Here is a 14,612-nt window from a genome sequence, read left to right on the forward strand (position 1 = left end):
AATAAAAAACCTTTTTTTCCTTTTTATAAATAAAGCAATAACAGTAAACAACTTTCCTAAAAAAGATAATGTTACAACGAAACCAATATTGTGTATAATATCCAGCGTGAACGGATTAAAGTTTCTTTCGTCAAAAAATTCAGTAGATGCTGACAGGAAAGCCAAATCTAACATAAACAAAAAGCCTCCGCTATGAGCAAATGTTATAAGTATTAAACCATGCAGACAAATACTCCACAACAAAAGACGTTTTAACAATACCATCGGTAACGAAAAATATTAAATACTACATCTTCAATATTAAATCCCCTGGCCATACTTCAGTTCAAATACGGTGATCTCCGGTAATATGCCTACCCTGCCAGGATAGCCGATAAAGCCAAAACCACGGTTTACGTATAGTTTTTGTTTGCTTTGTTCGTACAGGCCGGCCCATTGCTTATACACGTATTGAACAGGGCTCCATTTAAAGCCGGGTATCTCCACCCCAAACTGCATACCATGTGTGTGACCGGCGAGGGTTAAATCCACATCGGAGAAATTAGGCACCACTTCTGCATCCCAATGCGAGGGATCGTGACTCATGAGTATTTTAAAAGGGTAAGCAGCCGCACCTTCATAAGCTTTGTGCATATTACCATAGGAATGAAAACGGGCTTTGCCGCTGATATTTTGTACGCCCAGTAAAGCGATCTGATGGCCTTCCTTTTCCAACACCACATGTTCATCCATTAATAAACGCCAGCCCATCTCGTGATGGATATTGATGATCCGGTCGAGATTGGCTTTTTTGGCCTCGATGGTATCCCAGGCGGCATAATCACCATAGTCATGGTTACCCAGTGTTGAATATACACCCATTGGCGCTTTCAGGCGGCTGAATATTTCCATGAACTCGTCCGCTTCTTCAGATACATTATTTACCAGGTCGCCGGTAAATAATATTACATCCGGCTTTTCCTTTAATATTTTTTCTACGCCTTTTAATACGGCTTTTTTATCGGTTAAACTACCGGTATGTATATCGGATATATGCACCACTTTTAACCCGTGAAAAGCCACCGGCAGGTTAGGAAAGCTCAGGGGTATATTATTAATATGGTACCGGTATTTATTGCCAAAGCCATAGATGAGGGTGCTGAATAATCCACCGCCCGCAGCAAAACCTATCCAGCTAAGGAAGGCAGAACGGGAAATGCGGGTTCCCTCCTGGATGGTTTCTCCTTCCGTTTGTTTGAAAAGCAATTTGCCGGCCAGCCATTGCGCCCCGCGGCGTACATCATCAATAACAAAGAAAAGTGCCGATACCACTTTGGCAAAGAACAGCCCGATAATAATGGCAAATACCGTGGAGCGTAAAAACTTGGATTGCTGTATAAAAGGCAGGTAGGGCAATAACAGTAAAGTAACCATCGCGGAGATAGATACCACCCAGTAGGCAATATAAATAATGGTTTTTGCCCTGGCGCCCATTGGCTGGGCCACTAATTTTACTGCCTGAAAAACATATAGGTCCAATATGATCATTAAAACGATCAATATCCACCAGAAAGAGGAATTTCTCATATTGCAAAGTAAGCGGTTTTTGTAGTTTACTGTTTAAAGTTTAAGGTTTAATGTTGGGAGTGGTTAATAGCCTGATTTACCGGCTTTTGGTTTCATTTGTTTCCGGGTTTACCCTGCCGATTAACGATATGCAGTACAAGTGTGCGACGCAAGGGACGATCATTTGTATTACTGCAGCTGGTCAACAAATAAAAAACCATTTTGGTTGGCCGAATTTGTGGAAAAGAGAAAAGGCCGCTGTCCTTTTACGAAAACATTAAACATTGAACCTTAAACTTTAAACATCTGCCTCTTTCCTGTTTAGGCCGTATTTTTGTACCATTCCATCAAAAAAATACAGATTATGCAGTTTACTTATTTTGGCCACGCCTGTTTTTTAGTAGAAGTAAATGGTAAAAAATTGTTATTTGACCCGTTTATTACGCCCAATGAGCTGGCAAAGGATATTGTGGTAGCTGATATTGAAGCCGATTATATTTTATTATCGCACGGGCATGTTGACCATACGGCCGATGCGGTAAGCCTGGCCATGAGCACCGGCGCTAAAGTGATCTGTAACTGGGAAGTAGCCGAGTGGCTGGGAACTAAGGATGTGAAAAACACCCACCCCATGAATACCGGCGGTAAATGGGATTTTGGCGATTTTTCGGTAAAATGTGTGGTAGCCCAGCACAGCAGCGGCCTGCCGGATGGCAGTTATGGCGGCAACCCGATGGGTTTTATTGTGTACAGCCCTGAAGGAAATTTTTATTACAGCGGCGACACGGCCCTCACTATGGATATGCAACTGATACCGAGGTGGGCTGATCTGCAGTTCAGCATTATGCCCATTGGCGATAATTTTACCATGGGTATTGAAGATACCATTGAAGCCGCTAAATGGGTAAAAACCAATAAAGTAATAGGTGTGCACTTTGATACTTTCGGTTTTATTAAAATTGACCATGCCGGAGCTAAAAAAGCATTTTCGGATGCCGGGCAGGAGCTGATTTTACCTGCAATCGGGGAAACGATCACTTTATAGGCGGGTTTTTTATTATTTTTGGAGCTTTATTATAAATATTACGCTGGGTAGTGTAGTTTTGGAAATATATGGCAAGAATTATTGGTGTAGCAAATCAAAAAGGCGGGGTGGGTAAAACCACTACAGCCATTAACCTGGCGGCAAGTTTTGCCGTACTGGAATACAGGACCCTGTTAGTAGACGGTGATCCGCAGGCAAACAGCACTACCGGTGTGGGTTTTGATTTGCATAATATTACCAAAAGCCTGTATGACTGTATGATTAACCAGGCAACGGCCAAAGAGGTAATACTGAAAAGCGAGATCCCTAACCTGGACCTGATTCCCTCGCATATTGACCTGGTAGGCGCCGAAATTGAAATGATCAATTACCCCAACCGTGAAACCGTGCTGAAAAGCATGCTGGAGACCATAAAGGATGATTATGATTTTATTGTAATTGACTGCTCACCTTCTCTTGGTTTAATTACGGTAAACGCCTTAACCGCTGCCGACTCGGTAGTAGTACCGGTACAGTGCGAGTTTTTTGCGCTGGAAGGTTTAGGTAAATTATTGAACACCATTAAAATAGTACAGAGCCGTTTAAATACTGAACTGGTGATTGAAGGTATTTTAATGACCATGTACGATGGCCGTTTACGTTTATGTAACCAGGTGGTAAGCGAGGTGCGCCGTCATTTTGATGAGCTGGTATTTAATACCATTATTCACCGTAACTCGCGCCTGAGTGAAGCTCCCAGCTTTGGTAAACCTGTTATTATGTACGATGCCAGCAGTAAGGGATCGGTTAACTACCTGAACCTGGCCAAAGAAATACTGCAGAAGAACAACATGACCAAGTTAACACAGGAAGAAAGAATACTGGAACTTTAATTTTTATCATATTGCGGCAAGATGATTGCTGCATCCAATAGCCCGATGCTTGCAACATACCGGGCAATAAATTTACTTGTACATGGCAACACCCAAACCCCAGAAAGACGCCTTAGGTAAAGGCATACGTTCCTTATTACAGGGCATTGATTCGGATTTGAAAAATGCAGCGGGATCATTAAAGAATACCGTGGTTGAAAATGCCACCGGCATTAACCGTATACCGGTTGGCGATATTGAGCCCAACCCCAAACAACCCCGCCGTGATTTTGATGAACAGGCCTTAAAAGACCTTGCCGATTCAATAAAGTTGCATGATATTATTCAACCCATCACCGTATCCAAACTACCATCCGGTAAATACCGCCTGGTATCGGGTGAAAGGCGCTGGCGTGCCAGCCAAATGGCAGGTTTAAAAGATATACCGGCTTATTTACGCCAATCAAACGACCAGCAGTTACTGGAACTGGCTTTACTGGAAAACCTGCAGCGTGAGGACCTGAACGCCATGGAAGTAGCCTTAAGCTACAAAAGGATGATGGAAGAACTGAATTATACACAGGACCAGGTAGGCGAACGTATGAGTGTTGACAGAAGCACCGTATCTAACTTTATCCGTTTGTTAAAACTGCCACCGGATATTCAGCTGGCAGTACGTAAGGGTGAGTTGAGCATGGGCCATGCACGTTCTTTGATCAATATTGATACGGTGGATAAACAACTGGCCGTATTCAAGGAAATAAAAAGTAAAGGCTTATCTGTACGCCAGACAGAACAGCTGGTACGTAACTTTTATAAAGATGACCCTGCTGTTAAAAAAACTGCAAAACCCAAATTGGCAACCGCTTTTCAGCGAATTGAAGATAACTTAGCATCGCATTTTGAAACAAGGGTAAAACTAAAACACAGTAAAAGCGGTAACGGTCAGATCACTTTTGACTATTATTCACTGGATGAACTGAATAAGCTGCTGAAAAAACTGGATGTTTCCATTGACTAAGCAGGATGATGCACCTAACAAAAAGTATGAAACCAGTACCGATGCGTTGTTTATTTTTATTGGCCACTGTGGTAGCCCTTAGCTGGCCGTCACTTACCGCCCGTGCATCTGTACCGCCTTATACCCACCATGATTTAAAGGAGGTTTTATACACCATTGAAGAGGCCGCTCCCAACAGTTTCATCGTTTATATTGATACGGTTCCGGCTACGGACAGCAACCTTTCTGTATTTAATAAAAAAGCACGTAACCCCCGGACTGCCGCCCTGCGTTCGGCTATACTGCCGGGATTAGGACAGATATATAACCGTAAATGGTGGAAACTCCCCCTGGTATATGGTGCATTAGGCGCTACCGGGTATATTTTCTTTTTTAACCTGCAATGGTATAACCGTACCCGTTATGCTACCAATGTTTTACTAAGCGAAGGGCCGACAGCTTATGAAAAAGTGCATCGCCAGTTACAACCTTTTGTACAAAACAACCGCCTCGAAACACTGCGTTATTACCGTAACTCTTATCGCCGGGATATTGATTACTCTGCCTTATTCTTCCTGCTGGCATGGGCTTTAAATGTAGTGGATGCAACAGTGGATGCCCATTTAAGTACTTTTGATGTTAGCCCCGACCTGAGCTTTAAAATAAAGCCCGGTTACAGCGAACTGGCCAACACCAATGGCATCAGCTTTGTGCTTAATTTCAGGTAGTGCTATTATCCCAGGGTATAGGAAATACCTGGGGAATGACCTTACAAGGTACATCTGTATACTAAAAACTATATACTAACCTCTTTGCCCGCCTGCCCTGCTTCTCTCCCCAATTCATCATTCCTCATTCATAATTCAACATTCATCATTTACAATAAACTATTCATTAAATTTGTTTTTTTGAACCCATTCTAAGGAAACAATTGCATTCACCAAAGGCATATATCAGGACTCTATTGTTTTTTTTCGGACTATGTGTATTGCGCTTACCGCTATATGCACAAAGTGACCTGCCGGTTAAAAACTTCAGCCCTGTATTAGCTTATAGCCAGGATAAGGCCATGCGCTTTTTAGATAGTGTGCAACGCCTGGACAGCAGTGTACACTGGCCGCATGTTGATCCCGTTTTATTCATGGAAAACCTGCGCTTTTTTGCCAAATCACCTCTTAAATTTTACGAAGGAAAAGTAACTAATTTTTGTGCCTATATGGCGCTTACCTATTTACCGCTGAACTACGACCCGGAGTATTTCTCCAGGTTTATGGTTAGTCTGTTTGTCAACGGGCAGGCCACTTTTGGTAATGTAAAGCTAAAACCGGGTAAGCGGGTACGCAATGAAGCGGGTTTAATTAAATACAAAGGCGCACTGGATATAAGCCCGGCAGGACAAATGTGGTTTCTTACCCTGGCCGATCATTTTAAAGGTTACCTGAATATTTTCAACCACCGTTTTGATAAAGGTGATGAGAACACTTTCTGGGCTTCTACCAACTTTGCCAAGTTCAACCGCATGTTAAAAAAACTGTTCCCGCAGTTTGAAGTACATGCCCGTGGCGCCGATATTATTAAACCATCCGTTAACGATTGGTTAGTTTACCTGAGCAAAAAAATGCAGGAAGGTCCGGTATTCCTATACCTGAATAACCGGCTGTTGTATAAAAAAACACATGTTAAAGCAAGGTTTGGTGTACCTACCCATTACGTGGTGTTATTGGATATTTACAAAGCAGATAACGGTAAAATAAATATTGTGTACTGGGATTATGGCCGCAAATCACTGCAGCAGGTAACCCCTGAGTTTTTAGATGAAATTATTTATGGTGTTACCAATTGTAAACTAAAGACCGATAAACATGAAGGGTAAACTTTTTTTAATGGGCTTTGTGCTGCTCGGTTTACTGGGAGGTTGTTTTCCTTCGCAGAAGTTTACCTATAACTATTACCAGGCCAATGAAAAAGCTTTGCAACGTATCAAACAGCAATACGAAAAGCTGTCAAAAAACCGGCCGTTCTCTATCGAGTTCAAGGACAAAAACTTTACCAAATTAGGACTGGAGATCATTACAGACAGCATCCGGTATATTTATGTATTTGACTCGGACTCACAGGCACTGACCGATACTTTACGAAAATACCATTTTGACGAACGGGGGGTGAATGACCTGATCTATGATATGCGGCAGAATTTCTGCACCTGGATCACCACCCTTGATTTTTATGAAAAACGCCAAAAGAAACACCTGGTATTTTTAACCATAAGGCACAAGGACCTGGCTGCCAAATGGAAGGCTGAAAAGTATTTTACACTGGCCTTCTTCTCCTCCAGACAATTATTTGATCATAAAAACAGGTTGCTGGATAAGGACCTGAATACACAAAAACGAAGCATTAACGGGGAGATATTTTATAAGGTGAATGATTCGATCGCGTATGCATATACGGGGCATTTCAGGTAAACACTTACAGGAAAATTTATTTACAGCTCGCAGCAAATCCCTCCTAAAAAAATAAAACTTATCTTACAGTTTTATAAAATAAAGCTTTATGAACCGTTTACTGCTGCTTATACTCAGTGTCATTTTATTTACCGCCTGCTCCCAAAAAAAGGCTGTTGACCTGCTGGTACATAATGCCCGCATTTATACCGTAGACAGCGCTTTTAGTATACAGGAGGCCATGGTCATTAAAGATGGTAAAATAGTAGCGACCGGCAGTTATGCAGACCTGGTAGCCAAATACAATCCCAATGATTCTTTAAATGCCGGCGGTAAAGCCATTATGCCGGGCTTTATTGATGCCCATGCGCATTTTGTGGGTTATGCACAGGCTTTGCAAAGTGTTGACCTGATGGGCGCTCCTACCTGGGATAACTGTATTGAAAGAACCATGGCTTTTGCCGCCACTAAAAGTTTAGCCGTAGGACAATGGATCACCGGCCGCGGCTGGGACCAGAACCTGTGGCCCGGTAAAAAATACCCCGATAATGAAGCATTGAGTTTATTGTTCAGGGATAATCCCGTATTACTGGTACGTGTGGACGGCCATGCCGCTATTGCCAATAACAAAGCCCTGGAACTGGCAGGTATTAAAGCCGGTGATAAGATTGAAGGTGGTGAAATAGAAGTAGTAAATGGAAAACTGACCGGCGTACTGGTAGATAATGCGGTTGACCTGGTATCCTCCAAAATACCCGCCACCACTGATAACGATTATAAGACCGCCTTACAACAGGCCGAGAAGAATTGTTTTGCCATGGGGCTGACAAGTATTGCCGATTGCGGTTTAAGCAATAAAGATGTGGAACGCATTAAACAGTTACACGCCGCTAATGCACTAGCCATGCGTTTGTATGTATTGTTAAGCGATGACAAATCAAACTATGAGTATTTGGAAAAATCGGGCATTATAAAAACTGACCGTTTACATGTACGTGGCTTTAAAGTATATGGTGATGGTGCATTGGGTTCACGTGGCGCTTGTCTGCTAAGCCCTTACCATGACCGCCCCGGGCATTATGGCTTTTTATTAAGCACCGCCGCTCATTTTGATTCGGTAGCTACCCGCATTAAAGCCGGCGGTTTCCAGATGTGTACCCACGCTATCGGCGATAGCGGCAACCGGGTAATATTAAATACCTATGCCAAACATTTACCGGAAAAAAACGACCTGCGCTGGCGTATAGAACATGCACAGGTAGTGGCTCCTGCTGATTTTGCCTTGTTTGGTAAATATAATATTGTACCCTCGGTACAACCCACACATGCCACCAGTGATATGTATTGGGCTGCCGACCGTTTAGGTAATGAAAGAGTAAAAACGGCTTATGCCTATAAACAATTATTACAGCAGAATGGCTGGCTGGCACTGGGCACCGATTTCCCGGTAGAAGATATATCGCCTTTTAAAACCTTTTTTGCATCTGTTGTGCGCAAGGATAGCAAGAATTGGCCCGAACAGGGTTTCCAGACCGAGAATGCCCTGAGTCGCGAGGAAACATTAAAAGGCATGACCATCTGGGCCGCTAAAAGCCATTTTGAGGAAAAAGAAAAAGGCAGCCTGGAAGCCGGTAAACTGGCCGATTTTATTATCCTGAATAAAGACCTGATGACCATACCCGAGTCCGAAATTTTAACAACTACCGTTCAACAAACCTATATTAACGGTGTTAAAGTATACCAGCAACCCTAAAATTAAAGCATGAAAGAACAGTCGGAAGCACCTATCACCTGGAACGATTTTACAAAGATTGAAATGCGGGTTGGCACCATTATCCAGGCAGAAGTATTTACAGCAGCCCGTAAACCGGCTTATAAATTAGTGGTTGATTTTGGCGAATATGGTACCCGTAAAACATCGGCCCAGATAACCGACCTGTATCAGCCTGAAACACTGATCGGTAAACAGGTGATCGCCGTTATTAATTTTCCGCCTAAACAGATCGCTACTTTTATGAGTGAGTGCCTGGTACTGGGAACAGTGGGCGCCAGTAATGTGATTACCTTACTTACGCCGGAACAACCAACGGAAAACGGGTTAAGAATAGGTTGAGGACAATTAGCCAATGAGATAATTAGTTAATTTGATAATTGGAAAGTAAGCCTTGTTCCAGCTTTGTTCGTTATTGGCGAATAAACATCATAAAAAATTATATTTTAATTAGTTATATATGTAAAATAGCATGAATACACTATTTTTTAAAAAAATCCTATGTTTGCAGGCATGAGTTTTACAGAAAATAAGGCCGTTAGTATAGCAATTTTAGACCTCAATGACGGTTTTCCTAACCAGGGTATGCGTTGCATCAGGCAGATCATAAAGGAATGGAGCGAGCAGCGTGATTTGTATGTGACCACTACCGAATTTGATGTCAGGCAAAAAAACGAACTACCCGATACATCTTTTGATATTTATATTTCCAGCGGTGGCCCCGGCGATCCTTTATCATCCCGTTTTGACGACTGGGATATAAACTGGAACAAGTGGGTGGCCGATATGGTAAGGTATAATGAGAACCCCGATAACCAGATAAAAAAACATGTATTTTTTATCTGCCATTCTTTCCAGCTGGCCTGCCGTCATTTTGATGCGGCCCTGGTATATAAACGCCGCAGTACATCCTTCGGTGTTTTCCCGGTACATATGCTGGAAGAAGGAATGGAGGAACATGTTTTTGATGGTTTACAGGATCCTTTTTATGTGGTGGACAGTCGCGATTACCAGGTTATACAGCCCAACCATGCCATACTGGAAAAAATAGGCGGTAAAATATTATGCATTGAAAAAGACCGTCCGCATGTGCCTTACGAACGTGCCGTGATGGGTATTCGTTTTAACGAATTCATGGTAGGTACCCAGTTTCATCCTGAAGCCGATGCCATGGGTATGGCTACGCATTTTCAACAGGAAGAAAAACGTAAGACCGTTATCGAAAACCACGGTGAAGCCAAGTTGCAGAGCATGTTAGAGCAATTGAATGATCCTGATAAAATATTATGGACCTATTCACATATACTGCCTAACTTTTTAAACCTGGCAGTTTTTCAGTATGAACTAATGGAGCAGGAAGCGTAAATAAATTTCAACTATATTCATAAAAAAGGACACTGTTTTAACAGTGTCCTTTTTTTATTTTGTTACAGGCTGCATTACTACTATCGTCGTCCCTTGCGTCGCACACTTGTACGTCCGGTAATCCTATTCAGCATCCCGCAAATCTCATAGCAGTTCGTGATACACGAACCGTGGCACAGGCATCCCGCAGATAGCACATTATTAATTCATAATTCATCATTCATAATTTTATTCCATTCCTAACCCAAACTCCTGGTGTTGCTCAGGAATAGTAATATCCGTAAAACCTTTCTTCAGCAGTTTACGCCTGAACTCCTCCTGCACTTCAAACTCACCATGTACCAGGAACAGTTTTTTCACCTGTTGCGGGTCCTGGCAGGCTAACCACTGGCTCAGGTCTTCGTAATCGCCATGAGCGCTCATGCTGCGTATAGAGCCAATTTCCGCATGCACCTGGTGGTCGATACCAAAAATACCTACCTCCTGCACACCGGCCATTAAACGGCCGCCTAAGGAATTGGGTTCGCAATAACCGGTAAATACAATAGTATTACGGCTGTTCTCAATATTATTACTGATATGGTGTTTCACCCTGCCCGCATCGGCCATACCACTGGCAGATATCACCACGAACGGATTTTTCTGGTAGTTGAGCATCTTGGATTGCTCCACCGTTTTAATATATTTTAATCCTTTAAATGCAAAGGGATCATTATCCGTTTGCATGATCTTCTGGATCTTTTTATTAAAATACTGCGGGTAACTTTTTACTACTTCTGTGGCTTCAATACTTAAAGGACTATCTACATAATAATCCAGGTCGGGTAACTGGTTTTCCAGTTCCAGCTGGTTAAGGGCAAACAATAATTCCTGTGTACGGCCCACGCTGAAGGCCGGCAGTATCAGCTTTCCTTTTTTCTCAATACAGGTATGATTGATCCATTTTAACAACAGCTCCGGTGTACTGTCTGCAGGATCGTGTAAGCTGTTGCCATAGGTAGACTCCATGATGATGTAATCGGCCTGCGGAAAAATATCCGGTGATTTTAAGATCACGTCGCGGTAACGGCCTACATCACCGCTGAAGGTGATATGTGTTTGTTTGCCGTTCTCTGTAATACGCAGGTTAACACAGGCACTGCCGATGATATGGCCGGCTTCGGAATACATCACCTCTACATCGGGTAAGGCAAAAAACCAGCGTCCGTATTCCACTTCTTCAAAACGGTCAATGGTACGTTTGGCATCATCCAGTGTATATAAAGGCTGCTGGTAAGGACGTCCCTGGTGCAGGCCTCTTTTATTGGCAAACTTGGCCTCTTCCTCCTGTATCTCTGCCGAGTCTTCCAGCAGGATAGAAGTTAAACGCTGCGTGGCAGGCGTACAGAATATCTTGCCGTTAAAACCATCTTTTACCAGCTTGGGTAATAAACCCGAGTGATCGATATGCGCATGTGAGAGTATCACTACGTCCACTGCCGATGCATCAAAACCAAGGTCACGGTTCAGTTGGTTGGTTTCCTTACCCAGGCCCTGGAACATACCACAGTCCAGTAATATCTGTTTGCCATTTTTTAAAGTAAGGAGGTGTTTGGAGCCGGTTACCGTACGGGCGGCGCCGTGGAAAGCAATCTTCATAATATTGTATATGCCGGTTATTAATACCGGGCTTTTTTAAATGGTGTATAGAGTAGCTAATGTACTCATTTAGTTGGTTATTTTTTTGCCTTGAACGACCAGGTTATAAAAAAGCGGGCTACCTCCTCCCCTTCTGCATTCATACCTATGCTGGTAGCTTTTACGGTTACCCCTTCGCCGGTACGGATGGTAGCGGCAATGGCATTTTGTATAGCTTCACCATCGTTACAAACAAAACTGGTTTTGCCTGTTGCTTTTTTAAAATACTCCGCTTGCAAACCTACCACCAACATGGATACTGATGGTTTTATTTTATACAGGTGCGCCATGGACAGGGCTCCTGTACTCATTTCGGCAGCCATGGCCAGGCAGGCAAAATAGGTTGAGCGGAAAGGATTTGTGGAGAACCATTTATAAGGCACCGTTACCGTACAGGCTTTTTCCGAAATGGACTGCACCCTTACCCCGGCAAAAAAAGCACTGGGTAATTTGCTTAATAAGAACAGCCTGAATTTCAGTGGATGTTTTACCAGTTTTATAAAGGCAGCAGTATCGGCGGCTTGTATGGACATAGCTTTATTTTTTATCCTGGTAAGTGGCAGGGTTCAATGCCTTTGGCGACCAGTGATTTAAGAAGGTGATCACTTTCTTTTTGTCATAACCGCTTTTACCGTCTTCCAAATACTCTGTATTCTGGGTATGCAGCAGTTTCCCTTCCTGGTCCAGTATTAAAAATACCGGGAAACCAAAACGCTGGGGAAACTTATATTGTTTTAAGATATCCTTATTGTAGTTCTCTTCGCTGTAATTAAGGTGGTACACCACATAATTGGCCTTCACCAGTGAATCTAATGTAGCGTCGGTTTTAACAAAATTATTGAACCGTATACACCATATACACCAGTTACCGCCCACCTGTATGAAAACATGTTTATTTTCTTTTTTAGCGGTTGCTATGGCCTGTGCAACGGCTTTTGCGGCGTTGTCGTCTGGGTTGTAAATTTTTGGTTTTACAATAGTGTCAGCTTGTGCAACTGAAACAGTAGCAAGGCATAAGACAGATATACCTAAAAGAATGGTACGTAACATCGGAGGTAAATTTTTATTATGCAATATACTTAAATCCCGTTGTTTTATTGTTTGTACTAACTTTGGCACTTCAATTGCTAACTTAACATTATTAATTTTTAAATTATGCGACACAAAATTTTCGTTCCCGTATTGGCTTTATTAACCCTTTTCGTAATGGGCTCCTGTTCTTCTTCAAAATCAGCCTCGCAGAATGTAAAGAAAAAAGACATCCGTGGCACCTGGACGGTAAGTTCCGTAAGTATTGAAGGGTTGGCCGCCGGTACTAAAATCAAAACCGTTGCTTTTGACGACGTGCCTTACGAGTGTTTCCAGGGCAGTCAATGGTATTTACCCAACAGTGGCTTTGGCACCTATAATATTGCCTCGGCTAATTGCATGACCGGTGAAAGAAAGATCAACTGGTCGTTCCGCACCAAAGACGGCGTGAATTATTTTAATTTCAAAAAAATGGATGGCGTTAAAAGAAAAGATGCCAACGATGTAGACGATGGTTACAGGCTGGTGATCACCGATATTACCGATAACGGCTTTATTGCCAAATCGCCGGTGGTGTTTGAAGGCAAAACCATTTACTTTGTTTACAACTTTGTGAAAGGATAAGGTGTTGGAATGATGAGTTATGAATGTTGAATTATAAATATTCGAATCTATAAACAAAAAGTCCGGGCTTAGCCCCGGACTTTTTGTTTATCCCTTATTTAAATAATTTGTACTTTTATTTATTGTCCCATTAAACCATTCAACCATCATGGAATATGTTATTATCATTTTTCTTCAGCTATTAAGCTTATTAGTGTCTTTTATTTCTAGTGACGATACCTTTTTTAAAAAAAAGGAGGGAAAAGTAAAAGGCTTGAAATTTAAAGGTGTTTTACTATCTATAGTTTTAATGGCCACTGCAGCTTTCACTTGTTGGCAATTATATATTGCAAATAAAAAAAGTAATGCAAGTGAAGCTCTATTAAAAAATGAAAGAAATCAAAGTGAACAAAGAGTAAAATCAAAAGTTCAAGAAATATTTGCAAGTTTATCAAATGCCCTTGATAGCCAAAACTTAGTGTTTGATACAGCAAAACAAAAAATTTACACAAATGCTTCCCAATTGCAACTTACAACTGATATTATTTATAATAATCTAGGAGAAGCAAATAAAAATGTAAATGATATACAAAAAAATGCTGAGTCTATACTAAATCCTATTACCCCTATGGATGTAATTATTGAGTATACAATCAAAGTACCTACAAATTACTTTACACAATTTTATCCATATATTAACAAACCCTTACCCAATCAAAATACTTACTTTAATGAAATACAATTAAACAATCTTAATACTTATCAACAATCTTATATAATTTTTTTTGACAATATTGGCTTTTCCAAATACTCATCCTATCAGAATAGCCTTATAGGTGGTCCTGAATGGGAAAAGAGCTTTATAACAATAGAACAGAACTTGAAAGAAGTATCTATTCAAGGAAGCGCATCAATTAGTGGAGACAGTATAATAATATCAGTTTGGAAAATAATGAAAAATGTATTTATTAGGAATAAAGACTATGCCAATGTGCAGAATTATAAATCATTGTTAGGATGGTATTTAACATTCGGTTATCCTCAACCTCCCAATGAAATCAAATTGACCAATATCTCAACACTTAAATTTCGCACAGGACATGAAAAATCACAAAAAATTTTTGTTAGTAGCTTACCAGTAAATATACAAAAAGAGAAAATAAACTTCTTTGAGAAGAAAATAACTATAAAAGATTTTAAACATGAATATCAAGGGCCATAAACCTTCGCAGTAATAATCCTATATACAAACATGGGATAACTTTCGAACGCCAAACAGACT

15 protein-coding genes are annotated in these 14,612 nt (G+C 41.4%); 11 read left to right on the plus strand and 4 right to left on the minus strand.

Going from position 1 to position 14,612, the window contains the following annotated elements:
• Positions 1–300 precede the first annotated feature (300 nt).
• A complete protein-coding gene (locus ACFS6H_RS20520; RefSeq protein WP_386103511.1) occupies positions 301–1,566 on the minus strand; it encodes a metallophosphoesterase in 1,266 nt (421 codons plus the stop codon).
• Between the two features lie 343 nt (positions 1,567–1,909).
• Here ACFS6H_RS20520 and ACFS6H_RS20525 point away from each other — a divergent pair, with 343 nt between their 5' ends.
• The 9 genes from ACFS6H_RS20525 to ACFS6H_RS20565 all read left to right on the plus strand — a co-directional run bounded on the left by ACFS6H_RS20525 (position 1,910) and on the right by ACFS6H_RS20565 (position 10,021).
• Positions 1,910–2,590, plus strand: a complete 681-nt coding sequence (locus tag ACFS6H_RS20525) for a metal-dependent hydrolase (protein ID WP_386103513.1) — start codon at positions 1,910–1,912, stop codon at positions 2,588–2,590.
• Between the two features lie 68 nt (positions 2,591–2,658).
• Positions 2,659–3,462, plus strand: a complete 804-nt coding sequence (locus tag ACFS6H_RS20530; RefSeq protein ID WP_386103515.1) for a ParA family protein — start codon at positions 2,659–2,661, stop codon at positions 3,460–3,462.
• A gap of 82 nt (positions 3,463–3,544) precedes the next feature.
• The gene (locus ACFS6H_RS20535) at positions 3,545–4,462 is read left to right on the plus strand and encodes a ParB/RepB/Spo0J family partition protein (RefSeq protein WP_386103517.1); all 918 of its coding nucleotides are present in this window, start codon (positions 3,545–3,547) and stop codon (positions 4,460–4,462) included.
• Between the two features lie 26 nt (positions 4,463–4,488).
• On the plus strand, positions 4,489–5,169 hold the full coding sequence (locus tag ACFS6H_RS20540; protein WP_386103519.1) for a DUF5683 domain-containing protein: 681 nt from the start codon (positions 4,489–4,491) through the stop codon (positions 5,167–5,169).
• A 260-nt stretch (positions 5,170–5,429) separates the two neighbouring features.
• Positions 5,430–6,314, plus strand: coding sequence for a hypothetical protein (locus ACFS6H_RS20545; RefSeq protein WP_386103521.1), 885 nt, complete (start codon positions 5,430–5,432; stop codon positions 6,312–6,314).
• A complete protein-coding gene (locus ACFS6H_RS20550) occupies positions 6,304–6,906 on the plus strand; it encodes a hypothetical protein (RefSeq protein ID WP_386103523.1) in 603 nt (200 codons plus the stop codon). The genes ACFS6H_RS20545 and ACFS6H_RS20550 overlap by 11 nt, the downstream gene beginning before the upstream one ends.
• A gap of 88 nt (positions 6,907–6,994) precedes the next feature.
• A complete protein-coding gene (locus tag ACFS6H_RS20555) occupies positions 6,995–8,638 on the plus strand; it encodes an amidohydrolase (RefSeq protein ID WP_386103525.1) in 1,644 nt (547 codons plus the stop codon).
• 9 nt (positions 8,639–8,647) lie between these two features.
• On the plus strand, positions 8,648–8,998 hold the full coding sequence (locus ACFS6H_RS20560; protein ID WP_386103527.1) for a tRNA-binding protein: 351 nt from the start codon (positions 8,648–8,650) through the stop codon (positions 8,996–8,998).
• 171 nt (positions 8,999–9,169) lie between these two features.
• Complete coding sequence (locus ACFS6H_RS20565) at positions 9,170–10,021, plus strand: type 1 glutamine amidotransferase (protein WP_386103529.1); 852 nt, start codon at positions 9,170–9,172, stop codon at positions 10,019–10,021.
• A 228-nt stretch (positions 10,022–10,249) separates the two neighbouring features.
• Here ACFS6H_RS20565 and ACFS6H_RS20570 read toward each other — a convergent pair whose 3' ends face one another.
• From ACFS6H_RS20570 to ACFS6H_RS20580, 3 genes are all read right to left on the minus strand, one after another.
• A complete protein-coding gene (locus ACFS6H_RS20570; RefSeq protein WP_386103531.1) occupies positions 10,250–11,659 on the minus strand; it encodes an MBL fold metallo-hydrolase RNA specificity domain-containing protein in 1,410 nt (469 codons plus the stop codon).
• A 77-nt stretch (positions 11,660–11,736) separates the two neighbouring features.
• The gene (locus ACFS6H_RS20575; protein ID WP_386103533.1) at positions 11,737–12,231 is read right to left on the minus strand and encodes a DUF4442 domain-containing protein; all 495 of its coding nucleotides are present in this window, start codon (positions 12,229–12,231) and stop codon (positions 11,737–11,739) included.
• 4 nt (positions 12,232–12,235) lie between these two features.
• Entirely contained in the window at positions 12,236–12,748 is a 513-nt protein-coding gene (locus ACFS6H_RS20580) for a thioredoxin family protein (protein WP_386103535.1), read from the minus strand.
• Positions 12,749–12,853: 105 nt separating this feature from the next.
• Here ACFS6H_RS20580 and ACFS6H_RS20585 point away from each other — a divergent pair, with 105 nt between their 5' ends.
• A complete protein-coding gene (locus ACFS6H_RS20585) occupies positions 12,854–13,351 on the plus strand; it encodes a hypothetical protein (RefSeq protein WP_386103537.1) in 498 nt (165 codons plus the stop codon).
• 148 nt (positions 13,352–13,499) lie between these two features.
• Positions 13,500–14,552 carry a hypothetical protein gene (locus ACFS6H_RS20590; protein ID WP_386103539.1) on the plus strand — a complete coding sequence of 351 codons (1,053 nt, stop codon included), beginning with the start codon at positions 13,500–13,502 and terminating at the stop codon, positions 14,550–14,552.
• The last annotated feature ends 60 nt before the right edge of the window (positions 14,553–14,612 follow it).

The organism is Terrimonas rubra (assembly GCF_042686025.1).
Lineage (GTDB): Bacteria > Bacteroidota > Bacteroidia > Chitinophagales > Chitinophagaceae > Terrimonas > Terrimonas rubra.